Here is a 26,566-nt window from a genome sequence, read left to right as displayed (position 1 = left end):
TGTCTTTTTGCAATCACATACGAAAAGAGACTGCCTAAACTTGTTAGACAGCCTCTTTATTGCATATTTATCTATCTGACGGAATCAGATCTCTTTGTCGTGCTCGAGAAGGAGTGTCATTGACGGACGGTCGCACACCTCTGCCGGACCGAAGTACTGTATAGGACCGGGGTACTGGTAGAGAGTGTTGAGCGCGAGAGTCTCACGCATTGAAGCATACTTCAGGTAAGGACGTCCGTTCAGGTTTACAAGAGCCTTCTGGATAACCGGTTTCATGTGACCGTGACGACGCTCCATGTTCATCATCATTGTGATAGGTATACCGCCGGCAATCCAGTTCTCAGTAGTATCGGTAAGATTGCGTACAGAGCTCATATAGCCGGTAAGACCTGAGTTGATGAGCATAGCTGCATTGTAGCCGAGAGCGTAAGTGTAGTCAGCATCGAAGTTTGTCGGGTCAGCGCAACGACCTTCATAGCCGAAGAAGTGGTGCTGTGCGGCAAACTTACCGGAGTACTGACCCTGCTCTGCCATCTCCTCAAGACGCTTTGCAACCATCTGGCTCAGGAGGCTCTCAGTCTCGATGAGAGATACCTGCACGTTGCCGTGGCTGTCGCGGTCAAGGCTAAGCTGGAGTGCGATAGTCTTGGGAAGTGATTTGTAAAGGTCGGCATTGACCGGAGTAAGCATTGAGTGGATTTTCTCAAGTTTCTCATCCTCTGTGAGACCTTCGAGGGCTGCACCATTAGCTGCGAGCACGTCGTTGAGCTCAGAGATAAGATCCTTCATTGAGGGGATAAACTCGATAAGACCCTCCGGAACAAGAACAGTACCGAAGTTCCAGCCGAGTTTCGCACGCTCAGCTATCACGTAGCAGAGATAGTTGACGATGTTGTCAAGAGTCATGCGTTTTGCAAGAACCTCCTCAGAAATCAAGCAGACGTTAGGCTGAGTCTCAAGTGCGCACTCAAGTGCGATGTGAGAAGCAGAGCGACCCATGAGCTTGATGAAGTGATAGTATTTCTTTGCAGAGTTGCAGTCACGCTGGATGTTGCCGATAACCTCGCTGTAGACCTTGCAAGCTGTGTCGAAACCGAATGATGTCTCAATCCATTTGTTCTTAAGGTCGCCGTCGATAGTCTTGGGCACGCCGATAACCTGCACGCCTGCATTGATGTTCTTATAATATTCTGCGAGTACAGCGGCATTGGTGTTGGAGTCATCACCACCGATGATTACGAGAGCCTTGATGTTGAGCTCTTTCAGAATCTTAAGACCAGACTCAAACTGTTCGGGTGTCTCAAGTTTTGTTCTGCCTGAACCGATGATGTCGAAACCGCCTGTGTTACGGAAATCCTTGATGTAGCCGGCAGTCAGTTCCATATACTGATGGTTGATGAAACCGGAAGGACCCATGAGAAAGCCATAGAGACGACATTCCTTGTTGAGGCTCTTGATACCGTCGAAGATACCACTGACAACGTTGTGACCGCCGGGTGCCTGACCGCCGGAAAGGATAATACCTACGTTAAACGGCTCCTCTACGCGCTCTGCAGCCTCTGCTGTCTCAAACTGTACGATAGGCAATCCGTAAGTGTGGGGGAAAAGTTTCTTTATCTCTTCCTGATCGGCAACTGACTCTGTAGCCTCACCGATATTAAGTTTCACCGGACCCTGAAGGGCTTTGGGGAGCTTCGGCTGATATTCAGCTCTTACTCTTTGAAGTGCACTCTTTTTCATTAGATATTTTTACCTGATTTGAGGTGATATATTTTCATCACAAAATTAGTCATTTCTAATGAAATATACAAATCTATTTGAGCATTTTCTCGGCTTTCTCCAGGTCGGACGGCGTGTCGATACCTATCGAGGAATCTGCCACCACTCGCGTCATTATAGGATAGCCATTCTCCAGCCAACGCAACTGCTCCAGATTTTCCGCACGTTCAAGCCCGCTGACCGGCAATGCCGTGACCTCCCCAAGCACTGATGCCCGAAATCCATACATTCCGATATGGATATGGAAGGGGTAGGAATCAAGCCATTTTCTCCATTCCTCTCCTCTTATATATGGCACGATGCTTCTTGAGAAACAGAGTGCCCTGCCATCTCTTGCATACGTCACCTTCACACGATTGGAATCAAACAACGACTCAAATCCTTCATTCTTGTCAAATGGTTTTACCAATGTCGCTATCTGCGTCGACGGGTCTGAATCAAAACATTCCATGAGACTCCTTATATGCTCCACCTTCACAAATGGCTCGTCACCCTGAAGATTTATGACCACATCGGCATCAGAATGCAGCTTGCAATATGCCTCCCATACCCTATCCGTGCCACTCTTGCAATCATTACTTGTCATCACAGCCTCATATCCCCGGCTCTCCACGCATCGCAATATGCGCTCATCATCTGTGGCAACAACCACCCTCTCCCCTGTCGCTGCCGCAGCACGGCATACGTGCAGAATCATCTCCTCTCCACCTATCTTAGCCAATGGTTTCCCCGGAAACCTTGTGGAGGGATAGCGTGCCGGTATAATAATAATGTATTTCAATCTACCTCTCATTTATCATCTACTTTTTTCATTCCACTTTTCATTCCACTTATCTTTGCCATTGTGCTCTTAAGCCAGCCGGGAACTATTATCGCCCCTATTATCAAATAGACGTAGTAGGATATCACCCGCCAGAACACTGCGAGAACAAGGGCAAGCCCCATCGTCGGGACAAGATCCCCGTAATATTCCGAAAAGAGCCATTCGCTGAGACCGGAACCTCCCGGCGTGGGACTGACCATAAGCACCACCCATATCACAAACTGACGCGCAAGTATCACCCATTGCCAATGATCAGCCTGGGGAAGGAAACCAAGGAACAATGCGTTGACCACAAGATAACGTGAGATCCATGACAATGCTGTGCCTCCGAACACTTCCAACCAAAATCCGAACCTCTTCTTGCGCAACTCCTTCGACGTGGCAAGCATATTGTTGCCAAGCGACATTGCCGACGACTGCCATTTGCGGAGCCATCGCAACCTGAACAGACGTCCTATCACATTGACTACCCATTGCGGACGACATATTATACCGGTAAACAGAATCAACGTCCATACAAACAATACGGCATATACGAGCCAGAATGTCAATTGAATCCCATGAGAGAATGTCGTGCCGTCGGAGGCAAATATCTCATGTGCCGGAGTCAGCATCACTACCAGCGGACAACTGACCACAAAAAATAATTCGTCAAGAAACAGTGTGGTCATCATCAGCGTAGTGGCACGTCCGAACTCTATCCCTTGCGTGTTAAGAAACACCATGCCAAGTGAACTTCCGCCCACTGCCGACGGAGTGACGCATGACGTAAATTCGCAGAGAAAATCCACCTTAAATGCCCTCCCCCAACTCAAATCCTTATCCGTCAGTGCCCGGAAACGCCAGCTCAGACCAAAGTCTCTGCCAAACATGAAAAGGAATGCAAGCGCGATACAGAACCACGTCCTCGGAGTGAAATCTATATCCGACAACACTTGCACAAGATTCTCCTTCTTGGCATCTGACAGAAACATGTAGACCACAACTCCCAGTCCGATGACGACCGGAAGCAAAACCTTCCATAGGGAGAAGGTCTTCTTATCAATAGTAATCTCACCGGGAGTGGGGTTAGGGACATCTTGCGTAGCCATAAGCAATATTCAGATTTTATATTTTTCTACAACGATATTTTATCTCCAATAGTTCAGGGCAACTATCTATGTCATTTAAATAATCTTCATCTCCTGTAATTACGGATAATCGCGTCATAACGGTCAACCACCTCTGCCACTACATCCTCCCAGCTCCTCACAAGAGTGGCACGTGCTCCCTGCGACACTTCTCTGAGCAAACTACGGTTAGATGCGACACGCTCGACCAATGATGAGAACGACTCGGCACCAGGCGAAACCAGAAAACCATTCTTTCCGTCTCTGATAACCTCCGAGGCTGTCGATCCTTCAAGAAGCACTGCCGGAGTGCCCATAGCAGCCGCCTCCCTAACCACAAGGGGTGCATTGTCATACATAGATGGAAACAGAAAGAGATCGCTTGCCGCATAATACTCACTGAGTGTGTTGCGGTCAGTGACAACGCCATGCATAGTCACGGCATCTTGCAACCCCATACGGGCTATCATATCCCGCATTTCCCCCTCTGCATATCCGGTGCCTATGAAATCGAGATGAAACTTGATCCTATCTTTGAGCAGAGCGGCAGATTCAAGGATAGTGTGTATCCCCTTTTCCCAGATATGCTGTCCGACAAAAAGCAATGAGAAGGTGTCGTCTTCCATACCTCTGCGTCGCTTCGCCGCCCGCTTGTAATCCTCAAGCGGACCGGAGATGATGCCGGAAAAGTCATTGCCGTTCTCCACCACCGTAAGCCGTCCCTTATAACCGTATTCCCTTACGGTATCCTCCACCTGTGCCTGCGGTATCCACACCTCATCACAAGCATTGAAGAAATCAAGTATCCTTTTCATGATTATTGGCACACACCATGGCATACGCCGGAAGGAATGCTCCAGGTCGGAACGATATTTGGAATGAAACGTGCCAATCAACGGAATATTCTGCTTCTTCTTGACGTATACGGCAAGTCGTCCGGATGAAAATGGGCAATGTGCATGCAATATCTTGAAATCAGTGCCACGCAATTTCCTCCATATAAATGGATCAAGCTTAGGATAGCCATAGCGATAAGGCTTACGTGAATAGATCGGGAGTGAGAAATAGCGCATCACGGAATACGGATGTTCTATTTTCTCCGGATTCCATGGCGTCACTACACATGGCGTGCGACCTTTCTCTGAAAGCCAATACACATAATTCTGCACCGCCAGCGTCACTCCGTCAAGTATCGGAGGGAAACTGTCGTTGAAGATACCGTACAGACCTTTTTTATCGGGGTATATATCGTTATTTTTCATTTTCCGTGCAAAATTAAAGGTTTCTTAACTATTATCCAAACGATATAACGTTTAGCCCCCCTGTGTAAGTTGCAAAAAAAATCAAGCCACCTAAAAGATGACTTGATTTTGAGGTGCCAACCAGATTCGAACTGGTGTGAACGGTTTTGCAGACCGGTACCTAACCACTCGGACATGGCACCATTCTTATTTTGCCTCACCTCTCATGGCTTAGCGAGTGCAAAATTAGATATTTTTTTATTTCCACCAAATTTTTTAATGATATTTTTCGACCCGTATCATAATTTCATCGCCAATCAATTATCATCCATTTGATTTCCACAACATTAAAATGATAAAAATTTTTCCGTTTTTTTATCATTTACGTCCTCCTGCCGCTTTCTTGAACCGGGCATATATTGCCGCGCCCTTCCTCTTCACAGATTGCACATGGTCGGGATTCTTCGGATCAATGCCATATTTCGAGAGCGGAGGCACCACTACCTTTGTCCCCGGAGAGATCCTGTCGGGATGCCCAAGGAAACTGCTGTTCTCCTCATATATTATAGGCCACAGATTGAAATTGCCATAATGCTCCTTGGCTATTGTAGTCAGATAGCGGGTGGTGGTCACAGTGTCGTATACAGGCTCATCCGATGCCTTTGTCGGCACGTCATTATCCGAAACACTCTTCACCGTCTCTGCCGTTGACAATGCCGTAGAGTCAAGGCGCACAGAATCTGCCACTGATGCTGCCACGCTATCTGCCTCTACTTTCCCAACCAACGTCTTCTCCACGACAGCAACAGGGACCGGCTTCCTTTCATCAGAACCGGACATGAAGAAATACCATACTGAAAAACCGATAACGCCCAAAACGACAGCCACTGCAAGACCTGTGAAGAATCCTTTCAGGAAAACGCTACGTTTATCCGAATCCTCTTCTGAAAGAATCTCCTCATAAGTATTCTCTTCCTGTTCCACTGTCTCATCTGTCGGAATCTCATCCACCTTTTCAATCGGTTCAATCGGAAATGCCACCACATCCTCCTCTATATCTGTAAAGATTATCTTTTGCGGCATATCCACATTATCTTTACTGTCATCTTTGACGGGTGCCGACCCGTTATCAATGACGGGTGCTGACCCGTTATCAATGACGGGTGCCGACCCGTTATTATCAATGACGGGTGCCGACCCGTTATCAATGACGGGTGCCGACCCGTTATCAATGACGGGTGCCGACCCGTTATTATCAATGACGGGTGCCGACCCGTTATTATCAATGACGGGTGCCGACCCGTCATCATCAAGGTCAGCATCCTCTCCACCGTCAAGCGTATCAGTAGGAAGATCGTCTGAAATCTCTACTGCCTCAAATATCTCAAATGGAAGGTTTACTCTTGATGCAAGTTCCTTCGAAGCGACAAACATCACTTTCGTGTGACCGGGTATCACAGAGTCCTCACCAGTGGAGACATTGACACTTTTACGGGCTTCCACCTCCACAAGTTTGAATGTGCCGAATCCCTTTATCCTCACATTACCTCCGGAAGTCAACTCCTCCTCTATAATGGCAAACAGTTCCTTGAGAAAATCCTCACACAATTTCTTCTGCTGCCCGGTGGTAAGAGCGAGCATCGCCACCAACGCAGGCATCGTAACCTTATTCTCCATTTCTTATCTTCTGTTTTAAAGAGACCGATGGTTTGAATGTCATCACAATCTTTGGCGGCACGAGCAGACGCTTCCCCGTAGCGGGATGGAGAGCCACCCGTTCAAGTCGCTTACGAGGTTCGAATGTGCCGAAGGATGGGATTGCCACGCTGTCAAGTTCAGCACCACACTCCCCCACTGTCTTTGCCAATCCATCTATCAGAGCGACTACAGTATCGCGTGACACGTCAAGACGGCGTGACAGATTATCTATTAAGGTCTTATTATCCATTGGCGTTATTTTTCTGACATTATTTCTCTGACGTTGTTTTCTCCAATTTTCAACAAAAGTAATAAAATTATTTATGTTGAACAAACACCCGACTGCATATCCTCTCTCTTACCCTCCCTTCTCTTCCCCGGCTGTCCCCGCTGCCGGGGATTTTTTATAGACATACTCTGCTAAAAAGAATTTTTCCTTTTTTCTAAAAAAATTTTCACATCCGAATGAAACTTTTTTGATAATTTTACGACTAATAAATAAAAAACTTCAATAATCTTTTTTTATGTTCAAGTTAAAAACAATCTTAGCTTCAATTGCTCTTCTCGCATCAGTTTCCGTAAATGCCCAACTATTATATAAGGTGGAGGGCAACGGACTAAAATCCCCCTCCTACATTTTCGGAACTCACCACATCGCTCCCCTCTCTTTCATCGACAAGACTGGTGCAGGCAAGCCTTTCACCGAGGCAGAGCAAGTGGTCGGAGAAATCGACATGACACAAGACCAGATGGCTTTGGGAATGGCAATGCAACCACACATGATGGCTCCCGCCGACAGCACCCTATCAAAAATAATATCGCCTGAGGATTTTACAATAATAAGTGAGGAATTCAAGAAATGGGCACCTGCTCCCGGAATGGAGCTGAAGATGCTTGATGCAATGAAACCAAACGTAGTGACTTCGATGGTGGCAATCGGTATGGCTGCCCAAGAAATGCCCGGTTTCAACCCGCAGGAACAGCTTGACACCTATTTCCAATTTCAAGGGAAAAATACAGGGAAGAAAATCATCCCGCTTGAGACAGCCGACTATCAGGCATCAATCCTGTTTGACTTCACTCCTATAGCATATCAGGCTGAATCGCTTGTGGAGATGCTGAAGGATCCGGAAAAATCCATACAGGCGACAAAAGAGCTAACCGCCGCATACGAGGCACAGGATCTTGACAAGATGTCGGAATTATCAAGTAAGGACAACGAGCACCCTGAGTTTATGGAGGCTCTTGTAGATAAGAGAAATGCCGAATGGCTCCAGAAACTTCCGTCGATTATGAATGACGCCCCCTCTTTCATTGCCGTGGGCGCGCTACATCTCGCCGGAGACAAGGGTATCATAGAAGGACTGAGAAAAGCCGGATATACTGTAACTCCGGTAAAACAATAAGACCATCATTGGTATAGCCAATGACCACTAAAACCAACGGGGTTGACGCCTTTCTTATTGAAGACGTCAACCCCGTTAGCTTTTGTAATTCCCCAAATCTATTATTTAACATTTTTTAACTCCAAAAGACTAATGTATTCGTTGTTAAATTAAATTTTTCGTTTTAAATTTGCAATCTAAAGATAACGAAGTAATCTTAAATAAAAAAAGACAGTCATGAAAGCTGGAAGGAAAAGACAGACAATTACCGAGAAAGAGGCAGTGCTTATGAACATGCTTTGGAACGACGGCCCGCTATTCGTCAGAGAGATGCTTGACCGATACCCCGAGCCCAAACCTCATTTCAACACCATCGCCACAACAATCCGTATCCTTGAAAAGAAAGGGCACGTAGGGCATGAATGCTTTGGAAGCTCCCATCGCTTCTTCGCAATCGCTCAACGTTCGGATTTTGCAGAAAGGACGCTCGCTGACGTAATACGTGACTTCTTCGGAAACTCCTACAAGAAAGCAATCTCCGCTCTTGTAGAGGAGAATAAGGTGACGGCAGACGAACTTGAAGAGATCCTTGACCTAATCAAAAGCAAAGAAAACGAAAAAAATTCCTAAACATCTTTAACCATGGGCAGTATTTTCTCCTACGCAATGACATCAAGCATAATACTATGCTTCGGGTATCTCGCTTACAAACTCATTCTGGCGGGCGAACGGCAGCATACGTGCAACCGGTTAATCCTATACGTCATCTATGCCATGTCGTTGCTGCTGCCCCTGTTGTCAGACGAATGGAGGGGTCTGATGCCCGAGCCGTCGTCATCTGCAGCCGATGTAGTTATCAGTGAATTACCAACGGATTTTACGGATAATACTGAGGAGGCATATATAACGGCTGCCTTTGCGGCAACAGACATGGATGAATCAGAAAGGGATAGTCTTTCGCTCCCGACGATCGCCACAATCATATATATCATCGGAGTAATACTATCCTTAATCTATTCTATATTCGGGCTTTATCAACTATGCCGCATAATCTCTGACGGCGAGAGGATAAAGACCGGGGAATACATCCTCATTATATCCAATCGTGACGACATCGCGCCATTTAGCTGGCTCCACTTCTACGTCATGAACCGTAATGACTATGAGACAGCCGGCGACCTCATCGCTCTCCATGAAATGCGGCATCTTAAATTGCGACATTGGATCGACCTCGTCGTAGTGCAGGTTGTATCCATATTACAATGGTTTAACCCTGCAGCGTGGCTCATGGGGGACGAGTTCAAGACCGTTCACGAATACCAGGCCGACGATGCCGTGCTATCATCCGGCGTCGACATGAGACAATATCAAACATTATTAATAAAAAAGGCTGTGGGCACGAGGTTCCAAGTTCTTGCCAACAGCCTGAATCACAGCAAACTTAAAAAAACGTATAGCTATGATGTACAAAACAAATCCATCAAAGGGACGTCGGTTGACCGCCCTTCTCGTAATCCCGGCAATGGCTGTCGGATGCCTTGCAACTGAATTTCCGGCAGTAGCCTCCATCATCGGTTCGACTTCCGACATATCAATTATGGCGGAAAATGATGACAAAGTTAACAATTTTATTCCGGATTCCGAATCAAATACCGGATTAATTATCGCAGCCGAAGAGAACATAACGGCTACGGCTCCCTCCACCCCTGAAATCAACGGAGGCACCGAGTCTGAGACTGCTGTCACTGCCAAAAGCGAGTCAATATCACCTGAGGATGACGACAAAGTATATACTTCTGCCGACGTACTCGCAGAATTTCCCGGAAGTATGCCCGGCTTGATGAAATGGATTGGAGAAAATATGCATTACCCTGAAAATGCCTACAAGAATGGGATACAGGGGAGAGTGATCGTGAAGCTCGTAATCGGCAAGGATGGCTCTGTAAAAGATACGAAGATAATCAAAGGCGTCGATAAGGAGCTCGACAAGGAATCTCTCCGACTCGTCAAATCCATGCCAAAATGGAAACCGGCTGAAATCGACGGGAAACCGGTGGCATCCTACTTCACTATGCCTATCTCCTTTAAAATCAAAGATAACTCAACATCTACGAATGAAGCCGTCAAAGAGGCGAAACCGACTACCGACCTTATATACAATACACTGAAAAAATGGAGAGAAGGTGTACATAGCTGTAGAATCCCCGGCGGAATTCCCTGACGGTATGCCTGCACTGATGAAATGGCTTAGTACAAACTTGAAGTATCCCGAAGAGGCTGCCAAAAATGATGTCCAGGGACGCGTTGTCGTGAAATTCATCGTTGACAAAGATGGCTCGGTAAGGGATGCGACAGTAGTCAAAGGCGTCGACAAAGAGCTTGACAAGGAAGCTATAAGATTGGTCATGTCTATGCCTAAATGGGTGCCTGCCAAGGTGAATGAACAAGTTGTTGCCTCATATTTCAACCTGCCGGTAACGTTCAAAATAACCGCACCTGAGAATGAAAGCACCACTACCAAGCAGTAAGGACAGAATCATACGATAAGATAATTTTTGAGATGAAGTATAAGTTTAGACCACTTCAATAAGGGAAGCGGAGGCACGATGATGTGTCTCCGCTTGTCATTATCGTCATTGTCGTCATTATTGTCAATTTGACACTATCATTTCCTATTAAGGAACGGCTCCGGCAAACCAAACACTGTATCCGGATCCTTACCCGGGCTAAGATAACCCTCAATAATAGTATCCCTGCCGGATGCATTCTCGAAGGTGCATAATCTGAATTTATGCAGCATTACTGCCATGTGCTCGAAGAGCGCGCTCATTATTGCCTCATACGTGATCCATGCGGAGGTCGACGTGAAGCAATATATCTGAAGCGGTATGCCTGAGGAGGTCTGCGGCAATGTGGTCACGAAACAGAAATCAATACCCCCTGCCTTAGAGAAATTGGGATTCGCATCAAGATACATTTTAAGATATGCACGGAACACACCGAGATTCGTATCAATCGAGCCATCGACCAGACCCTCTGGATTAGCTGCATCCTGCACCTTCCCTTGATTACGCTGCTCAATTTTCTTAGCTATCCAGTCTTTCATATAAGGCAGCTTGGAAAATTCCTCAAGCATCTCATCATCACATTCCACAACACTGTCAGCATCCACCATATAGCTCCGCTGTATGCGTCGCGTATTGCTTTGCGACATGTTACGATAATTCCTGAATCCCGAAGAGATCAGGCTGTAGGGAGGCAACGTCGACACCGTCTTATCCCAATTCAGCACCTTCACAGCCGTCAGCGAAACCTCGATGACAGTGCCGTTGGCATCACCCACTGCAATCCAGTCGCCCTCATGGAGAGAGTCATTTTCCGAAAGCTGCACACCGGCGACAACACCAAGAATACTGTCCTTAAACACGAGCATCAGGACGGCAGCGAAAGCTCCAAGACCTGCCAGCAATGATGTCGGCGACTTGTTGACCAGGATGCCAATAGTGACAATCACGCAGATAATCCAAAGCAATCCCTTCACCAACTGAAGGATTCCATTGAGCGGCAGATGCCTCTTGTTGGCACGGCTATTGACGTGCATCCAGATGACGTTTGCTACATGGCAAAGCGAATCAGTCACAACAAATCCTATATATATCCATGTGAACCTCGTCATCCAGGAAGCCAAGGAAGCCTTTTCCGACAAAGTGAACTGTATAAGTATCAAAAAAATTATAGCGGGGATTATACGCGCACTCTTAGTGAAGATATGCTCCTCATTCATACGTCCGTAAAGTTCGGCATGCCAATGCTTGCCTACGTATCTGGCGGCTGCCACAACAATACACTGCACCACAATACCAATACCGAAAGATATGGCAAACACAAGGGCGGCATATATCACCAACGAAAGTGTTTTGTCGTGTCCCAACCCCACCCACGACAATATCATGTCGACCAACTTCATTATTAGACGAGCTATCGCATACGTGCTCTCTTCTGCGGGCGTTGATAATTCTACTGTCGGAATCCGTTCCACAGCGCTTGCAACTTCCTTTGCTAACATACCTTTAATTTTTAGTGGAATTTTAATAAAAGCTGATCTCACCAAGCCGATTCGTCAATTTCCCTACCAGTCAATCCGCCCGACAAGACATACTCTGTCTGTTATACAAAATAAGGCTCCGAATGGTTCATACCGAAAATTTTTATGAGATGCAGTCCTAAGAATCATCGGTGAGGAAACAGATTGTCTTATCAGCAGGATTGCCATTCGTAATTAAAGCGAATTCATCATGCATTATTAAATGCTGAATTATCTAAGTTTATGATTATGCCGACATTAATTTGACGTTAACAAATTTTCACATTTATCTTTGACTATAATTGCACACGCCTATAGCACATGTGCAACAGGTTCAAAAATGTGTTATAAAACATATTTTGCAAATAATTCACTATGTAACTGATATTTACAAAGACATTTCTTTACAATGAAAAAATATTTATAAAAAAATAACACAAAATAATTAGGATTCACAAGGTTAATGTTGTAACTTTGAAGAAATCTCAACGAAAATTATTAAAAAGTATTAAGGAAAAATGGAACAAACCTTAGTCATCCTGAAACCATCTTGCGTAGAACGCGGACTGATTGGAGAAGTGATCAACAGAATACAACGTAAGGGCATCATCATCACAGGCATGAAAATGATGCAACTCGACGAAAAGATTTTACGCGAGCATTACGCTCACCTTGTTGACCGTCCATTCTTCCCGGAGCTATGCGCATCTATGATGGCATCGCCCGTAGTATGCCTTGTGCTTAAGGGCATCAATGTCGTTGAGGTGTTCCGTGCCATGACTGGCGCAACCAATGGAAGGAAAGCTGCTCCCGGCACTCTGCGTGGTGACTTCTGCATGAGCGGACAGGCCAACATCGTGCATGCATCCGACTCTCCGGAGAATGCAAAGGTGGAAATCGCACGTTTCTTCAAGCCGGAAGAAGTGCTCGACTATACTCCACGCGACCTTTCTTTCCTTTATGCTGACGACGACCTTAACAAATAAGACCTCCTGTGACGTGTTCATAGGATATAAAATTCATAATAATGACGATATTTAAGAAATATGCAGCTTTATTCCTACTCTCTTCTTTTGCTATCGGCGGAATAACTGCGCAGACTATAACAAGTAAATCTCCGCATTCGGATGCTCACAAGCAGCTCCTCGCCAATCAAGCAAAAAGTAAAGACCAAATCAGATTGGTTGAAAAGAATACTTTCATTGACCTCATCGACGATATTGAACCGGAACCCGACATTTACACCGAAGGATGGAACAGCAAGGCAGTGAACCCGTTCAAGGAATCAGACGTACCCGATACTCAAGTGATTGACGTGACAGGCTACGTGATGCCTGTACCGGGAAAGGTGACTTCAAATTATGGCTATCGCCGTCGTTTCGGCAGAATGCACAAAGGCATTGATCTCGCAATCAGAAACAACGACACAATCTATGCCGCTTTTGATGGGAAATGTCGTCTCACTGCTTACGAAAGAAAGGGTTATGGCAACTACGTGATCCTTCGCCACCCCAACGGACTTGAAACCGTATACGGACACCTCAACAAGCCACTCGTAAAGGCTGACCAGGTGGTGAAAGCCGGCGACCCGATCGGTCTGGGTGGAAGCACCGGACGAAGCACCGGTCCTCACCTCCACTTTGAGACCCGTTTCATGGGATACGCCATAAATCCGTCGGCAATCTTCGACTTCGCAAACCAGACCACGCACACGGATACATATACTTTCGATAAACGTACGTATACAAAAGCTCGTAATTTCGCGCCTGCCGGCAAAACGCTTGCCAAGGCTGAGAGCAGCAACCCCTATCGTGCTGCCGCAAACGAAAAGGATTCCTACACTGTCCGTAAAGGCGACACACTCTCTTCTATCGCAAAATCTTACGGTCTATCCTCCACTACACTCAGAAAAATCAACGGAATGGGCGCAGCTGACGTTATAAAGGTAGGACAAGTGCTCAAACTGAAATAATTTTGAATCTTTAATTGATACAAAAAGCAACCGCATCGGCAAATTCTGCTGATGCGGTTGTTTTTTATTGCTCCGTAAGGTAAAAAAACGAACCTTACATGTATTATCCGAAAGGATATCGGTGCGTCTATATTTTCAGACCTTCAAGATAGGCCTGACGCATGATCACGAGACGGCGAAGCAGGCTCTCCATCTTATCAAGAGGAAGCATGTTGGCTCCATCGCTCTTAGCCTCTGACGGATTCTGATGCGTCTCCATAAAAACTCCGTCCGCCCCGGCAGCTATCGAGCTGCATGCTATCGTGGCGATAAGCTCCGGCAAACCGCCCGTGACGCCAGAAGTCTGGTTAGGCTGCTGCAAGGAATGGGTGGCATCGATGATAACCGGACAACCACACGCCTCCTTCATCTCCGGGAATCCTCGCATATCTACAATAAGATCCTGATAGCCGAACGTGGTGCCACGCTCAGTGACAGCCACATTATCATTACCCGACTCCCTTACCTTATTGACGGCATACGCCATCGACTTAGGCGAGAGGAACTGACCCTTCTTTATATTCACAAACTTGCCTGTGGCAGCAGCAGCCACAAGAAGATCAGTCTGACGGCATAGGAAAGCCGGTATCTGCAACACATCGACATATTCAGCCGCCATAGCCGCTTCCTCTGGCAGATGTATGTCAGTCACTACCGGAATGTCAAACTCACTCCTCACCTTGCCGAGTATCTTCAACGCCTTCTCATCACCGATTCCGGTAAAGGAATCTATACGGCTGCGGTTAGCCTTCCTGTAGCTTCCCTTAAAGATATATGGTATTCCCAAACGTTCGGTAATCACCTTCATCCGTGAGGCTATGTCAAGAGCCATCTCCTCCCCCTCTATGACGCAGGGACCGGCAAGAAGGAAGAAGTTGCCGTCAGCACCTCCGTTGATATAATCCTTAATATTATCTGTCATAATTATATAAGTGTATCTTAAAATTTAGCAAAAAATCCCAAGTCTAAGTTGGGGGCTTGGGAGCCGATTAGCATTGATTCATCACATGCACGGCTGTCACTCCATACAGGGCGGCTGTCTCCGTACGCAGGCGACTCTCCCCGAAAGTGACGGGTACAAAACCACCTGCAACGGCTGCCTCAACCTCTTCCGGACTGAAATCACCCTCCGGACCAATAAGTATCACTACGTCAGTATGACGCGGATACTCCTTCACAAATTCCTTGCGTGGATAATCAGATGAACAATAGCCCATGAATTTGACGGCATCGCCAAAATCAGAAGAGACAAATCCCCTGAAATCAGACATCTCCTCCAATTCCGGCAGCACACCTTTCAGACTCTGCTTCATTGCCGACACCATCACCTTCTCCAACCGGTCTAACTTGACGACTTTCCTTTCACTACGCGCACACTTCAGGAATACAATCCTGTCTACACCGATCTCCACCGCCTTTTCAAGAAGCCATTCCATGCGGTCCATATTCTTGGTGGGAGCCACGGCAAGAGTGATACGCACGCCCCAGTGCGACGGCACAAGCTCCTCCGAGACAATCTCCACGGATGTATGTTTAGGGTGAGCCTCCATTATCACGCAGCGGAACCGCTTCCCTTTTCCATCCACCACAATCACCTCATCTCCCGCCTTCATCCTGAGCACGCGGCAGCAATGTGCAGAATCCGACTCCGGCAATATGCCGGTGGATTCTATTTCAGGGGCATAAAACTGTATCATATCTTTACGTCTGTCATTCCTCCGCCATCTGTGCTCTCTTCCGAAACCACCTCCTTCGCCGACGGAGCATTATTCTTATCATCATCCTTAAACACTACCCAAAAAAGCACACCGACCACAAGCGCGTATGCCGCAAAAATATACCATGAAGCCCTCCAGCCTTCAAGCTGAACCTCCACCGGATCTGTCGCCACAACATTATGGTTGACTATATACATCGCACACAGTGTGCCTATCGTTGCACCAAATCCATTGGTCATAATCATGAAAAGACCCTGTGCACTGCTCCTGAGGGAAGGATCTGTCTTCTGATCTACGTAAAGACCGCCGCTTACGTTGAAGAAATCGAACGCTATGCCGTAGACTATGCAGCTGAGCACCATAAGCCACAATCCACTGCTCGGATTGCCACATCCGAAGAATCCGAATCTCATAACCCACGCAAACATCGACATGAGCATCACCCCTTTTATGCCAAAACGCTTGAGACAGAACGGGATGAGCAATATGCAGAGAGTCTCGCTCACCTGCGACAACGAAATCAACGCATTCGCATTACGTGCTGCCCAGGCATCGGCATATTGTGGCATCTCTTTGAAAAACGTGATATAAGGATTGGCATATCCATTGGTAATCTGAAGAGATACGCCGAGCATCATACTGAAGATAAAGAATATAGCCATCTTCTTATCCTTGAAAAGGGAGAAAGCGCGAAGCCCGAGACGCTCTGCAAGGGATGAATCCGCCGACCCTTTGCTCACCGGACACACCGGCATAGTGAGGGAATATATCATCATTATGAAGCTGAACGCCGCAGAGACAAACAGCTGCATATAGGTGGTCTGGAATCTGGCATCTGCCGGACCGGCAAAATTCACGAGCAACATGGCGCATATAAACCCGATGGTGCCGAATGTGCGTATCGGAGGGAATGCCTTGACCGTATCGAGTCCGTTTTTCGTGAGAGCGTTAAATGCAACAGAATTGTTAAGACCTATCGAGGGCATGAAGAATGCCACCGACACGGTGTAGAGCATGAACAGAGGCGTAAATTCCACTTCTCCAGCCGACATACAATAGAGCCCGGCAAAAAGCATGAACAGTCCGGCTATCAGATGGCAGATGCTCAACATTTTCTGAGCCTGTATCCAACGGTCGGCTATTATCCCCACTATTGTGGGCATGAACAACGATACTATTCCCTGTATGGCATAGAACCATCCGATCTGGTCGCCAAGACCATTCTTGAACAGGAAATTGCCGAGCGACGTAAGATACGCCCCCCACACTGCAAACTCCATAAAACTTAAGACAGAAAGGCGAACCTTCAGCATTGTTTGAGATGTCATTTTTCCGATATTAAAGGTTGTGATTATCAATTGTCCGCACGCTACTCACCGACGGCATGAAGGTGATATGACGGGAAGAACGATACAAAAGTAATAAAAATTAATGAAAAAATAAGGCTCCACCTCAATTTTAGAGATGAAGCCTTAGCTTATAAGTTGCCGGAACTTCCCAATATATGTTTTAAGATTATTTAAGGTTTAAGGTTTATGGTTTATGATCATTAAATTTTGTATAATGAAAAGATTCGTGGATTTTCATGAATCTTAAACCTTAAACTATAAACTTTAAACCACTGAAGTGCAGCTTGCGAAACTTCAGTAAGATTATCCAATCGATAGATTATCCAATCGATAGATTATTCAATCGACAGCCTATTCAATCAAAGGCATTACCTGCGACCGACGGAAACTTCTTCGAAAATATACGGATCCGTTCGTCTGCCATCTCCACTAATCCTTCGCCACAGGCAATCTCAAGCCAACGGCTGAACTCCTCCTCATTCACGCCACAATAGCGTCTGACATCGCAAGCGGAGCCGCTGATCACCACATCAGAGGAATCCGGATCGGTAAAGATCCCGACGAGCAACGACATACGGGCAGAAATGTCGGCAGCGGCATATCGCTCAAGAGTCTCAACCGGACGCTGTGCCCTGCGTGAAAGGAAATTGAAGAAGTTCAACAGGTAGATACTATCCATATTCAACAAACGGACATACTGCTCCTTACTGAACTCCATAATACTAACTCGTCCTATCGCATACACATCGCATGAATAGATTTTCGACATCCCATAGAGGCGGTCCGCACCCAACACTCGTCCACGACCGCATATCTCCTCCACCACAATATCAAAACCATCCAATCTATGATTTATCCTTACTTCTCCGGAGATGACAAATTTCAACATACGGACATCATCCCCTTTAGTCACGACCAGCTCTCCCGATTCATAATTCAAAAAGTTGACATTCGTTTTCTCCAGAAAAGACGAAACATGGTCCTTCCCCACTCCTTTAAACAACGGAAGATCCATGATTTTTTCATACATCGTAGTCATAACAATTAAATTTAAGGAAACCAATAATGATGCACGGGCATGCCGCCTTGTCTCTATAAGCACCCATGCGGACAAGATCCCTCTAATGACATGGATCGCCTCACTATACAATCGCTTATCTTGAGTAATCCCCCAAAAAACTACAAGCGGATGTTTATAAAAACAAAATGGCAACTGACTGATGCCAACTGCCATTTTTGTAGCGGGATCGAGAATTGAACTCGAGACCTCCGGGTTATGAATCCGACGCTCTAACCAACTGAGCTATCCCGCCTTGATTAGGAATCTCTTCCGTTTTGCGAGTGCAAAGTTACACACTTTTTTTCATTCCACCAAATCTTTTTTGAATATTTTTTAACCATTCTTTAATTTATTCCTGCATATTTCTGATTCCCATTCCATTATATCTTAAATTATTTTTCACTTAGATTACTGATATATATAGCCATGAAATTTGGTATAGCTTATTTTGCAATTCCCGTTTCTCCTCTTGACTTTTTTTAGTAATTTTGCAGACTACATGATGACCACAAAATCATCACCATTTTAACATCTTATTCTATTTTCTATTTTGAAACTTTTGTCACGACATACATCCCTCAATATAAAATGCGCCAAATTGCTGGCATCTGTAATGCTCGCAGGCTCTCTCTCCTGCTCGCTATCATCTTGCTTCACCGGCATTGAGAGCACCAAGAAGGTGTCTCTCTCAAGGGAAGACAAGAAACTTATAGCCCCATCCCCCGAAGAAGAATTCTTCAAGGGCGTGTCGCCTCTCCCGCTTGCCGAATGGCAACCCGGCAAGAGATTCATTGCCGCCGACAACAAGACCATACTCATATTCAGTCAGCATGGACTACCAGCAGAGCCGGATTCCGCACGAATCGGAGGGAAGACTCTATCTTTTGTAAGAACGGAGCCTAAGCTTGAGCCCGACGGATCATACTCCGCGACAATCGTTTTCTCCGACGGCTCCAACTCTTATCGATATAACTCCGGGAAAAACGTGGACACCGCCCCTCACGAAATATACTCCAACCAGATACCCATGCTGATTGACCTCGATATGGTTGACGATGCAAGGGAATTGCTGAAAGGTAAGGATTTATGGCTAAAGACCCCGCTATGGTATGACAACAACGGCAACAGAGTAATGGGAAAAAAATTCGTGGAAGTATCCATCACGGATGTGCAGTCAGGCGACCTGGCATTCCCGCTAAGGGTGAAATTCTCCGATGCAAATGGGCACTCGGCATGGCTATTTATGAATTACGGCGTATCCGGAACCGAGACAAGAACGTTTCCAAACCTGTTCTCACTCTCCGACATCAGGAAGAGATACCCGCAGATCACTGACGAGACGTGGGACGTGATCTGCAACGGAAACGTAAAAATAGGCATGACCAAGGAGGAATGTAAACTTTCTCTCGGGAATCCCAACGACGTGAACCGCGGACATGACTACAGCCAGATACTCGATCTTTGGCAATACCCCAACGGCACGGTGCTCTGGTTTGAGGACGGTCTGCTCACAAGATTCCGCAAGTGAGGCAGACTGAAATTCAACAAGACACGGAGTTATAACCACAACAAACAGCCTTCGCTTTTATATTATGTTTGAAAAAGATAAAGACATTACGGCTTACACCACCTTCGGTGTTCCGGCAAAGACCGCTCTTTTTGCGGAATATTCCTCCGTCAAGGAGCTGATGAAAATATACCGCTCTGAAGAATTCCGCAATAATGAGGTGCTGCATATTGGAGGGGGAAGCAATCTCCTTTTCGTAAACGATTTTAACGGACTGATTCTCCATTCCGCAATAAAGGATTTGGTAAGATACGACAAGGATGAAACGAATGCATTCGTAATTGCCGGTGCTGGAGTGAAATGGACTGATTTTGTTGACTGGTGTACTGCATCCGGACTTGCGGGACTTGAAAATCTTGCCGGCATACCGGGTGAGGTCGGAGCTTCTGCCGTACAGAATGTCGGGGCATACGGCGTGGAAGCAAAAGACGTTATCCATACGGTGGAATGCCTTGACACACTATCCGGCAAACAGGTGGTGCTCAAAAATGAGGATTGCCGGTTTGGATACCGCGACAGTATGTTTAAGCATGAAGGGAAAGGACGGTATATCGTATTGCACGTAAGTTTCCGGCTAAAGAAATCCAACATTGCCGAGCATCTTGACTACGGGCCTCTCAAGAATCTGACGGAATCGCTCGGACATACGCCTACAATACAAGAGACTGCCGCCGAGATAAAACGCATACGTGATGCCAAGCTCCCCGACCCGGCAAAAATCGGAAGTGCCGGAAGTTTCTTCAAGAATCCGGTGGTGTCGAGATATTTCTATCAGGAGGAGATGCTCGGGAGGAATCCCGATATACCATGCTATCCCGTCGACGACCATCGCGTGAAAGTGCCGGCAGGTTGGCTTATCGAACACGCCGGACTCAAAGGCTTCCGCATCGGAGGCGCGGAGGTCTACCCTAAGCAATGCCTTGTCATTGCAAACGCGGCAGATGCCTCTGCCAAGGACGTGATCGACCTCTCGCACCATATTATAAATAAGGTAAGGGAGAACTTCGGAGTGGTGCTTTATCCTGAGGTGAATTTCATTGATACGTCAATCGACGTCACCATACTTGGGAGCGGCACTTCGAAAGGGGTGCCTGAAGTGGCGTGTGCGTGTAAGGTTTGCCGATCGGATTCAAAATTTGACAAACGCCTGAGAGCTTCCGCATTAGTCCGCACACATGGACTTGAACTGCTTATTGATGCATCCCCCGACTTCCGCCAGCAAGCCTTGAGATGCGATCTTTATCATGTGGATGCCGTGCTCGTGACTCACAGCCACTACGACCACGTGGGCGGTATCGACGACCTTCGCCCCTTCTGTGCCGACGGCGCACTCCCCCTCTACGTGAGGGAAGATGTGTATGATGATCTCGGCAGACGACTTGACTACTGTTTCCGCGATCATCTATATCCCGGAGTGCCGGCTCTCGACAGAATAAAGATCGACGACAGACCCTTCTTCATCAATGGTCTGAAGATAATCCCGATAAACGTCATGCACGGCAAGCTCCCCATCTTCGGATACCGTATCGGGGATTTTGCCTACATCACTGACGCAAAGACTATTCCGGAGGAGGAGTTGGAGAAACTGAAAGGATTGAAAGTGCTCGTGCTTAACGCGCTACGTCCACGCAAGCATTTCGCCCACCTTTCGTTTGAAGAAGCTTTAGACCTCATTAAGCGCATCAAACCGGAAAAAGCCTACCTCACCCACTTCAATCATGAGGCAGGATTCCACAAAGACATCGAGAGGATGCTACCGGAGAACGTCCATCCATGCTTTGACGGCTTAAATATTAGGATAGAATGAATAAGACCCCGTCTCATAAAAATTGAGACGGGGTCAGTTATTTTAAGGGGTCTTTTATTAAAAAAAGACTTATAAGGGGATCTTACAGGGCAGCTTCTTTCATGCGCTCCGTATTCTCGGCTATCGAAAGACGGTCGATACATTCCTGAATATTACCCTCCATGAAGGAGTCAAGATTATACACTGTGTAGTTTATACGGTGATCCGTCATGCGTCCCTGTGGGAAATTATACGTGCGTATCTTAGCTGAGCGGTCGCCGGTGGAGACAAGGGTCTTGCGCCGTTGCGCTATATCGGCAAGATATTTCTCGCGTTCCCTACTATATATATAGGTGCGCAGGCGCGACAAAGCACGCTCCTTATTCTTGGGCTGGTCGCGGGTCTCAGTACACTCTATCAGTATCTCATCCTCCTCGCCGGTCACAGGATTTTTCCACATATAGCGCAACCGCACGCCGGATTCCACCTTATTCACATTCTGACCACCCGCACCTCCGGAACGGAACGTATCCCATTTGATCGCGCCCTCCTGTATTTCCACGTCAAACTCCTCCGCTTCCGGCAGCACCGCCACCGTCGCCGCCGACGTATGCACACGCCCCTGCGTCTCCGTGGCGGGCACACGCTGCACACGATGCACACCACTCTCATATTTCATCACCCCATACACATCCTCACCGGAAAGAGTGAAACATATCTCCTTGAACCCACCGGCGGCACCCTCACTGTAGCTCGTCACGGCAAGCTGCCATCCTCGCTTCTCAGCAAATTTCTGATACATCTTGAAAAGATCGCCGGCAAAAAGAGCCGCCTCATCACCACCTGTGCCTCCGCGTATCTCCACGCAGGCATTCTTCGCATCCTCCGGATCGGCGGGCACGAGAAGCAGCTTTATCTCATTCTCCAGATTCGGCACCTCAGCTTCGGCGGAGTCTAATTCCTCACGTGCGAAAGCACGCAGCTCCTCATCGGTCTCTTCCGCAAGAACGCTCTTCGCCTCCTCTATACCCGACAGTAAGACCCGGTAGCGCGACGCCGCTTTCAGAATCTTCTCCAGATCGTGGTATTCCTTGGTGAGACGCACGTATCTTTTCTGGTCGGCTATCACGGCCGGATCAGTGATAAGCGTCGCCACCTCTTCAAAACGGGCATCGAAGCCCTCGAGCCTTGTCAATAAAGGATTATCGGTCATTTCAGATTTTTCTGTTGTTTTTCGTTTAACCTGACTACAAAATTACTTAAAATATGTCATTTTTTCACCTTCCACATCAAAAAAAAGGAGAATTATGGGTAATGGGATTGCACAATAACAAAAAATAAACTAACTTTGCAGCCGCAAAACGGTAATCCCGCCGGCTTACCTTTGCAAAAAGAATTAACCAAAACAAATAACCGGCAAGTTTTATGGCAACAAAAATCAGATTACAGCGTCATGGTCGTAAAGGCCACGCTTATTATCCCATTGTAGTCGCCGATAGCAGGGCACCACGAGATGGTAGATTTATTGAAAGGATAGGTTCTTATAATCCGAACACTAATCCTGCTACAATAAGTTTAGACTTCGACCGTGCTTTGTATTGGATGGAAGTTGGCGCACAGCCTACCGACACAGTTCGCTCAATCCTCTCAAAAGAGGGTGTGCTTCTCATGAAGCATCTCCGTGGCGGCGTGAAGAAAGGCGCGTTCAACGAAGAAGAGGCTCAGCGTCGTTTCAACGCTTGGAAAGAGAGCCGCGACAAAGAGGCTTCCGCTGCCCAGGCTAAGAAAGCCGCTCAGGCTGCTGAAGAGGCTAAGGCTCGTTTCGAGGCTGAGGCTGAGAAAAACAGAATCAAAGGTGAGGCTGTAGCTAAGAAGAAAGCTGAGAAACTCGCTGCTGAGGAAGAGGCTGCTAAGGCCGCTCTTGAGGCAGAAGTTGAAAATGCTGAAAACCAGGCAGCAGAATAATTTTCTGAAAAGTTTTTCCAAAAAAATTTGCAAGGTTCAGATTTTATGCCTAACTTTGCAAAGTCAAAACAAAAAACCGGATTTATCTAACCCGAATCCGGTATTTTAATGGCCGATTAGTGTAGCGGTTAGCACGCCACCCTCTCACGGTGGAGACTCGGGTTCGAGTCCCGGATCGGCTACTTAGGATTGCTTTAACGCAATCCTTTTTTTATGTCCGCACCCCGGCCTTTATTTGAAAAAACTTTGATGCTGTTAAACCGTCGGTGCATACATCTTGTTATCTCTGTAAAGACGCGTGATTTCACGATGTTCTTAATGAAGTTGTCCAGACTTCAAATATGTGCTAATTTATCATTACTATTTAATTATTCAATTATGAAAACTCTGTCCATAATTTCCTATGTAATAGGATCTATTCTTTTGATCGTTTCTTGTTTCACAACAAGTATAACCGCGACTTGGTGGCTCGGCGGAATTGCTGTGGTATTTCTCATTGCAGGATGCACTTTCCAGTTCAATTCAAATAGACACAGCTCCACCATCTACCACCATCGTCACTGATTAAGCCCCCATTAGTCCTAATCAAAAAATTAACTGAGCCTGCGACAACGTCGCGGGCTTTCCTATATCTATAAGCTGAAGCGATTCCTGCACATATCCACGGATCTCACATTTATTCTCCGGCGACAGCAAGAAATCTATTATCGAGAATCTCTCATCACCCTCTATCCTGTGCATCTCCTCCAACACGCCAGCACCGACCACATGGATACCACTGAAAGCATACTCACGATCGAAGCACGACTTTGAATAACATTCCGGTCGGTAGACATCCTTCTCCAAATGATGCCAACCGCGCAACCGCATCGACTCATCAAAAATCAGCTTCCGCGATGAGTCACGCGGACTAACAAGAAGTGTGGAATCGGCACCGCTGTCGATATGACGCTGCATCAGACCCCTCAAATCGGCATCACTCAATATATCGACATTATGCACAAGCACAGGTCCATCAGAAAACCGCAACAATTCCTCCGCTTTCATTATCGCGCCTCCCGTGTCGAGGAGCCTGTCGCTCTCATCGCTGACGGCTATCTTCACCCCAAGATCCCGCTGACGCAGAAAATCCACTATCTGTTCGGGGAAATGATGAACGTTCACAACTATGTAATCAAACCCCTGACTTCTCAACTTATCTATCACCCTCTCAAGCATCGGTACGCCACCTACAGGCACCAATGCCTTAGGATGGCTGAGGGTCCAGGGACGGAGACGCGTCCCAAGTCCAGCACATAATATCATTGCTTTCATTCTCCTTCCTCCTTATCATTATATATTTTCACAATACCCTGCTCCCTATGCACAAGCTCAATACGTGCCGACGGAAAGCGTTCGGCAAGTTGACCGGCAAGGGATTCCGCACAGTACACCGAACGATGTCTGCCACCCGTACACCCGAATCCTATCTGAAGTGAGCTGAATCCGCGTTGAAGATAGCGGCTCACACTCGGAGAGACCATCGAAAGGCTCTTCGAGACAAACTCACCTACCTCTCCCCTATCCTCAAGAAATTCCCTTACCGGCGCGTCAAGTCCGGTCAGAGGCTTGTAGCGATCATAGCGTCCGGGATTGTGCATTCCTCGGCAATCAAACATAAAGCCTCCGCCGTTGCCGCTCAAATCCTCCGGATAGCCTTTCTTATAGGAGAAACTATACACCTTTACGGTAAGTCCCGAACCCTTATCAACCAATCCATACCTGCTTCCGACCGCCTGCACACACACCCGCTTCAATTCAGGATAAGCATCCAGACTTCCGTCGTCAATCAATTCCTTAAGATTGGCGAGTGCCAAGGGTATGCTCTCTATGAAGTGGGCGCGACGTTCCACCAATCCCCGCAATCCGTATGCCCCAAGCACCTGCAACGTGCGGAACAGCGCGAACCGGCTCACCCCTTCCAGAATCTCCTCGCAACCCACTCCCCTAACGGATGACAACCGGGCGGCATACGCGGCAAGTAATTTTTCTCTTTCCTCTGACGTAAACCCGGCTTTCGCCTGCCAGAGAAATGACACCGCATCATATAGCAAGGGTCCTTTCCTGCCGCCCTGGAAATCAATGAATCCCAACCCGGAGGGACCCACCATAATATTGCGGCTCTGGAAATCACGACACATGAAACCTTTCAATTCCTCACGGCATCCCGTAAGCGCGCCACACAATGATTCGAAATCATCCTCAAGAGAATCCTCATCAAACACGAAGCCACACGTCTTCAGGAACTCATATTTAAAATAGTTAAGATCCCACATCACCTGACGCGCCCCGAACTCCGGCACATACACCTCATCTTTCCACTCATCCTCGTCAACAGTCTGAATCCCGACAAGAAGCCGCAGACTCTCTGCCGAAAGCATCATACGGTCAGGACCTCCAAGGCATGACAACAGATTGCAACCTCCGAAATCCTCCTGAAGATATGCACTGCAATCGGAGTTTTCCGCATATATTTCGGGCACCGGGCACCCATTCTTCCGAAACGTCTTCGCCATACTTACGAATGCCATGTTCTCAGCAATATTCTCCCCCCACGTGGCTATCACGGAAGGCTTACCGGAGAAAGTCAACCGGAAATACCGCCTGTCGGAGCCTGCCCCATCCAGCACCTCCACGTGGGGGTCTTCTCCATATTTATTAATATAAAGACTGCGCACCGCCTGCACGGGACTGCCTCCGGCCTGTTGCGTCCGACCTTCGTCAGACTCCAAACTACACTTTTTCATATCCGTATCCTCTATCATATTATTACATTTTATAAGCAAATAATCGGCGAATGTTGACTGCCCGGGTCGCGACAATTCGCGGAAACGACGTCACTGTCGTATTTTTTTGTATCTATTAATGCAAATTATCACTCCAGACCCTCATTTTCGCACCACAAAATTAAGCATTTTTTTATTGATTGACATTATTCTTTGCAATACCGAC

At 47.0% G+C, this 26,566-nt stretch carries 24 protein-coding genes, 3 tRNA genes and 1 pseudogene; 12 read left to right on the top strand and 16 right to left on the bottom strand.

Features of this window, described 5'->3' with window-relative positions:
• Nucleotides 1–84: 84 nt before the first annotated feature.
• The 7 genes from E5331_RS18220 to E5331_RS18190 form a co-directional block, all read right to left on the bottom strand.
• The gene (locus E5331_RS18220; RefSeq protein WP_123482200.1) at nt 85–1,740 is read right to left on the bottom strand and encodes a diphosphate--fructose-6-phosphate 1-phosphotransferase; all 1,656 of its coding nucleotides are present in this window, start codon (nt 1,738–1,740) and stop codon (nt 85–87) included.
• A 73-nt stretch (nt 1,741–1,813) separates the two neighbouring features.
• Nucleotides 1,814–2,560 carry a 3-deoxy-manno-octulosonate cytidylyltransferase gene (kdsB, locus tag E5331_RS18215; RefSeq protein WP_135986059.1) on the bottom strand — a complete coding sequence of 249 codons (747 nt, stop codon included), beginning with the start codon at nt 2,558–2,560 and terminating at the stop codon, nt 1,814–1,816.
• Nucleotides 2,561–2,568: 8 nt separating this feature from the next.
• Nucleotides 2,569–3,693 carry a lysylphosphatidylglycerol synthase transmembrane domain-containing protein gene (locus E5331_RS18210; protein WP_135986061.1) on the bottom strand — a complete coding sequence of 375 codons (1,125 nt, stop codon included), beginning with the start codon at nt 3,691–3,693 and terminating at the stop codon, nt 2,569–2,571.
• 86 nt (nt 3,694–3,779) lie between these two features.
• Nucleotides 3,780–4,973: a glycosyltransferase gene (locus tag E5331_RS18205; RefSeq protein ID WP_275441295.1), complete on the bottom strand. Its 1,194-nt coding sequence runs from the start codon at nt 4,971–4,973 to the stop codon at nt 3,780–3,782.
• 111 nt (nt 4,974–5,084) lie between these two features.
• Nucleotides 5,085–5,155 (bottom strand) — tRNA-Cys (locus E5331_RS18200).
• A 175-nt stretch (nt 5,156–5,330) separates the two neighbouring features.
• Nucleotides 5,331–6,629 (bottom strand): HU family DNA-binding protein, encoded by a 1,299-nt coding sequence (locus tag E5331_RS18195; RefSeq protein WP_135986063.1) that lies wholly within the window; start codon nt 6,627–6,629, stop codon nt 5,331–5,333.
• Nucleotides 6,619–6,900, bottom strand: coding sequence for an HU family DNA-binding protein (locus E5331_RS18190; RefSeq protein WP_123482203.1), 282 nt, complete (start codon nt 6,898–6,900; stop codon nt 6,619–6,621). The genes E5331_RS18195 and E5331_RS18190 overlap by 11 nt, the downstream gene beginning before the upstream one ends.
• 274 nt (nt 6,901–7,174) lie before the next feature.
• Between E5331_RS18190 and E5331_RS18185 the strand changes: the two genes are divergently transcribed.
• From E5331_RS18185 to E5331_RS18165, 5 genes are all read left to right on the top strand, one after another.
• Entirely contained in the window at nt 7,175–8,056 is an 882-nt protein-coding gene (locus E5331_RS18185) for a TraB/GumN family protein (protein WP_123482204.1), read from the top strand.
• A 216-nt stretch (nt 8,057–8,272) separates the two neighbouring features.
• Nucleotides 8,273–8,665 (top strand): BlaI/MecI/CopY family transcriptional regulator, encoded by a 393-nt coding sequence (locus tag E5331_RS18180; protein ID WP_123482205.1) that lies wholly within the window; start codon nt 8,273–8,275, stop codon nt 8,663–8,665.
• 12 nt (nt 8,666–8,677) lie between these two features.
• Entirely contained in the window at nt 8,678–9,583 is a 906-nt protein-coding gene (locus tag E5331_RS18175; protein ID WP_135986065.1) for a M56 family metallopeptidase, read from the top strand.
• Nucleotides 9,495–10,256, top strand: coding sequence for an energy transducer TonB (locus E5331_RS18170; protein WP_135986067.1), 762 nt, complete (start codon nt 9,495–9,497; stop codon nt 10,254–10,256). The genes E5331_RS18175 and E5331_RS18170 overlap by 89 nt, the downstream gene beginning before the upstream one ends.
• On the top strand, nt 10,219–10,563 hold the full coding sequence (locus tag E5331_RS18165; protein ID WP_275441294.1) for an energy transducer TonB: 345 nt from the start codon (nt 10,219–10,221) through the stop codon (nt 10,561–10,563). The genes E5331_RS18170 and E5331_RS18165 overlap by 38 nt, the downstream gene beginning before the upstream one ends.
• A 137-nt stretch (nt 10,564–10,700) precedes the next feature.
• On the opposite strand, the gene E5331_RS18160 is transcribed toward E5331_RS18165, so the two are convergent.
• Nucleotides 10,701–12,101 (bottom strand): mechanosensitive ion channel family protein, encoded by a 1,401-nt coding sequence (locus E5331_RS18160; RefSeq protein WP_135986069.1) that lies wholly within the window; start codon nt 12,099–12,101, stop codon nt 10,701–10,703.
• Between the two features lie 536 nt (nt 12,102–12,637).
• Here E5331_RS18160 and ndk point away from each other — a divergent pair.
• Together ndk and E5331_RS18150 are read left to right on the top strand one after the other, a co-directional pair.
• Entirely contained in the window at nt 12,638–13,105 is a 468-nt protein-coding gene (gene ndk, locus E5331_RS18155; protein ID WP_135986071.1) for a nucleoside-diphosphate kinase, read from the top strand.
• Between the two features lie 41 nt (nt 13,106–13,146).
• On the top strand, nt 13,147–14,091 hold the full coding sequence (locus E5331_RS18150) for a peptidoglycan DD-metalloendopeptidase family protein (protein WP_123482209.1): 945 nt from the start codon (nt 13,147–13,149) through the stop codon (nt 14,089–14,091).
• Between the two features lie 127 nt (nt 14,092–14,218).
• Here the strand turns inward: E5331_RS18150 and kdsA are convergent, their stop codons facing one another.
• From kdsA to E5331_RS18125, 5 genes are all read right to left on the bottom strand, one after another.
• Nucleotides 14,219–15,052 carry a 3-deoxy-8-phosphooctulonate synthase gene (kdsA, locus tag E5331_RS18145; RefSeq protein ID WP_135986073.1) on the bottom strand — a complete coding sequence of 278 codons (834 nt, stop codon included), beginning with the start codon at nt 15,050–15,052 and terminating at the stop codon, nt 14,219–14,221.
• A gap of 67 nt (nt 15,053–15,119) precedes the next feature.
• A complete protein-coding gene (locus tag E5331_RS18140; RefSeq protein WP_123482211.1) occupies nt 15,120–15,827 on the bottom strand; it encodes a 16S rRNA (uracil(1498)-N(3))-methyltransferase in 708 nt (235 codons plus the stop codon).
• The gene (locus E5331_RS18135; protein ID WP_169477685.1) at nt 15,824–17,176 is read right to left on the bottom strand and encodes an MFS transporter; all 1,353 of its coding nucleotides are present in this window, start codon (nt 17,174–17,176) and stop codon (nt 15,824–15,826) included. Before E5331_RS18135 ends, E5331_RS18140 begins: the two co-directional genes overlap by 4 nt.
• A gap of 376 nt (nt 17,177–17,552) precedes the next feature.
• Nucleotides 17,553–18,236, bottom strand: coding sequence for a Crp/Fnr family transcriptional regulator (locus E5331_RS18130; RefSeq protein WP_168355294.1), 684 nt, complete (start codon nt 18,234–18,236; stop codon nt 17,553–17,555).
• A 200-nt stretch (nt 18,237–18,436) separates the two neighbouring features.
• Nucleotides 18,437–18,510, bottom strand: a tRNA-Met gene (locus E5331_RS18125).
• 345 nt (nt 18,511–18,855) lie between these two features.
• Here E5331_RS18125 and E5331_RS18120 point away from each other — a divergent pair.
• From E5331_RS18120 to E5331_RS20840, 3 genes and pseudogenes are all read left to right on the top strand, one after another.
• A complete protein-coding gene (locus tag E5331_RS18120) occupies nt 18,856–19,785 on the top strand; it encodes a hypothetical protein (RefSeq protein WP_135986075.1) in 930 nt (309 codons plus the stop codon).
• Nucleotides 19,786–19,849: 64 nt separating this feature from the next.
• Nucleotides 19,850–20,866: pseudogene (gene murB, locus E5331_RS20845) on the top strand (UDP-N-acetylmuramate dehydrogenase); the annotation flags it as partial.
• A 6-nt stretch (nt 20,867–20,872) separates the two neighbouring features.
• A complete protein-coding gene (locus E5331_RS20840) occupies nt 20,873–21,631 on the top strand; it encodes an MBL fold metallo-hydrolase (protein WP_275441296.1) in 759 nt (252 codons plus the stop codon).
• A gap of 82 nt (nt 21,632–21,713) precedes the next feature.
• On the opposite strand, the gene prfA is transcribed toward E5331_RS20840, so the two are convergent.
• On the bottom strand, nt 21,714–22,823 hold the full coding sequence (gene prfA, locus E5331_RS18110) for a peptide chain release factor 1 (RefSeq protein ID WP_123482216.1): 1,110 nt from the start codon (nt 22,821–22,823) through the stop codon (nt 21,714–21,716).
• A gap of 212 nt (nt 22,824–23,035) precedes the next feature.
• Between prfA and E5331_RS18105 the strand changes: the two genes are divergently transcribed.
• Both E5331_RS18105 and E5331_RS18100 read left to right on the top strand, forming a co-directional pair.
• Nucleotides 23,036–23,575 (top strand): 30S ribosomal protein S16, encoded by a 540-nt coding sequence (locus E5331_RS18105; RefSeq protein ID WP_123482217.1) that lies wholly within the window; start codon nt 23,036–23,038, stop codon nt 23,573–23,575.
• A 110-nt stretch (nt 23,576–23,685) separates the two neighbouring features.
• A tRNA-Glu gene (locus E5331_RS18100) sits at nt 23,686–23,757 on the top strand.
• Between the two features lie 403 nt (nt 23,758–24,160).
• Here the strand turns inward: E5331_RS18100 and E5331_RS18095 are convergent.
• Nucleotides 24,161–24,889, bottom strand: a complete 729-nt coding sequence (locus E5331_RS18095) for a sugar phosphate nucleotidyltransferase (protein ID WP_123482218.1) — start codon at nt 24,887–24,889, stop codon at nt 24,161–24,163.
• Entirely contained in the window at nt 24,886–26,361 is a 1,476-nt protein-coding gene (locus E5331_RS18090; RefSeq protein WP_168355293.1) for a RapZ C-terminal domain-containing protein, read from the bottom strand. The genes E5331_RS18095 and E5331_RS18090 overlap by 4 nt, the downstream gene beginning before the upstream one ends.
• Nucleotides 26,362–26,566 lie beyond the last annotated feature (205 nt).

The sequence above is a fragment of the Lepagella muris genome, from assembly GCF_004793975.1.
GTDB classification, from domain to species: domain Bacteria; phylum Bacteroidota; class Bacteroidia; order Bacteroidales; family Muribaculaceae; genus Lepagella; species Lepagella muris.
This window is presented reverse-complemented; position numbering and strand designations above follow the sequence as displayed.

What these genes read in the sequence shown, in the direction of transcription:
- E5331_RS18220 (WP_123482200.1), bottom strand. Translation starts at nt 1,740, where the DNA reads ATGAAAAAGAGTGCACTTCAAAGAGTAAGAGCTGAATATCAGCCGAAG.
- E5331_RS18210 (WP_135986061.1), bottom strand. Translation starts at nt 3,693, where the DNA reads ATGGCTACGCAAGATGTCCCTAACCCCACTCCCGGTGAGATTACTATT.
- E5331_RS18205 (WP_275441295.1), bottom strand. Translation starts at nt 4,973, where the DNA reads ATGAAAAATAACGATATATACCCCGATAAAAAAGGTCTGTACGGTATC.
- E5331_RS18195 (WP_135986063.1), bottom strand. Translation starts at nt 6,629, where the DNA reads ATGGAGAATAAGGTTACGATGCCTGCGTTGGTGGCGATGCTCGCTCTT.
- E5331_RS18190 (WP_123482203.1), bottom strand. Translation starts at nt 6,900, where the DNA reads ATGGATAATAAGACCTTAATAGATAATCTGTCACGCCGTCTTGACGTG.
- E5331_RS18185 (WP_123482204.1), top strand. Translation starts at nt 7,175, where the DNA reads ATGTTCAAGTTAAAAACAATCTTAGCTTCAATTGCTCTTCTCGCATCA.
- E5331_RS18180 (WP_123482205.1), top strand. Translation starts at nt 8,273, where the DNA reads ATGAAAGCTGGAAGGAAAAGACAGACAATTACCGAGAAAGAGGCAGTG.
- E5331_RS18175 (WP_135986065.1), top strand. Translation starts at nt 8,678, where the DNA reads ATGGGCAGTATTTTCTCCTACGCAATGACATCAAGCATAATACTATGC.
- E5331_RS18170 (WP_135986067.1), top strand. Translation starts at nt 9,495, where the DNA reads ATGATGTACAAAACAAATCCATCAAAGGGACGTCGGTTGACCGCCCTT.
- E5331_RS18160 (WP_135986069.1), bottom strand. Translation starts at nt 12,101, where the DNA reads ATGTTAGCAAAGGAAGTTGCAAGCGCTGTGGAACGGATTCCGACAGTA.
- ndk (WP_135986071.1), top strand. Translation starts at nt 12,638, where the DNA reads ATGGAACAAACCTTAGTCATCCTGAAACCATCTTGCGTAGAACGCGGA.
- E5331_RS18150 (WP_123482209.1), top strand. Translation starts at nt 13,147, where the DNA reads ATGACGATATTTAAGAAATATGCAGCTTTATTCCTACTCTCTTCTTTT.
- kdsA (WP_135986073.1), bottom strand. Translation starts at nt 15,052, where the DNA reads ATGACAGATAATATTAAGGATTATATCAACGGAGGTGCTGACGGCAAC.
- E5331_RS18140 (WP_123482211.1), bottom strand. Translation starts at nt 15,827, where the DNA reads ATGATACAGTTTTATGCCCCTGAAATAGAATCCACCGGCATATTGCCG.
- E5331_RS18135 (WP_169477685.1), bottom strand. Translation starts at nt 17,176, where the DNA reads ATGACATCTCAAACAATGCTGAAGGTTCGCCTTTCTGTCTTAAGTTTT.
- E5331_RS18130 (WP_168355294.1), bottom strand. Translation starts at nt 18,236, where the DNA reads ATGACTACGATGTATGAAAAAATCATGGATCTTCCGTTGTTTAAAGGA.
- prfA (WP_123482216.1), bottom strand. Translation starts at nt 22,823, where the DNA reads ATGACCGATAATCCTTTATTGACAAGGCTCGAGGGCTTCGATGCCCGT.
- E5331_RS18105 (WP_123482217.1), top strand. Translation starts at nt 23,036, where the DNA reads ATGGCAACAAAAATCAGATTACAGCGTCATGGTCGTAAAGGCCACGCT.
- E5331_RS18095 (WP_123482218.1), bottom strand. Translation starts at nt 24,889, where the DNA reads ATGAAAGCAATGATATTATGTGCTGGACTTGGGACGCGTCTCCGTCCC.
- E5331_RS18090 (WP_168355293.1), bottom strand. Translation starts at nt 26,361, where the DNA reads ATGAAAAAGTGTAGTTTGGAGTCTGACGAAGGTCGGACGCAACAGGCC.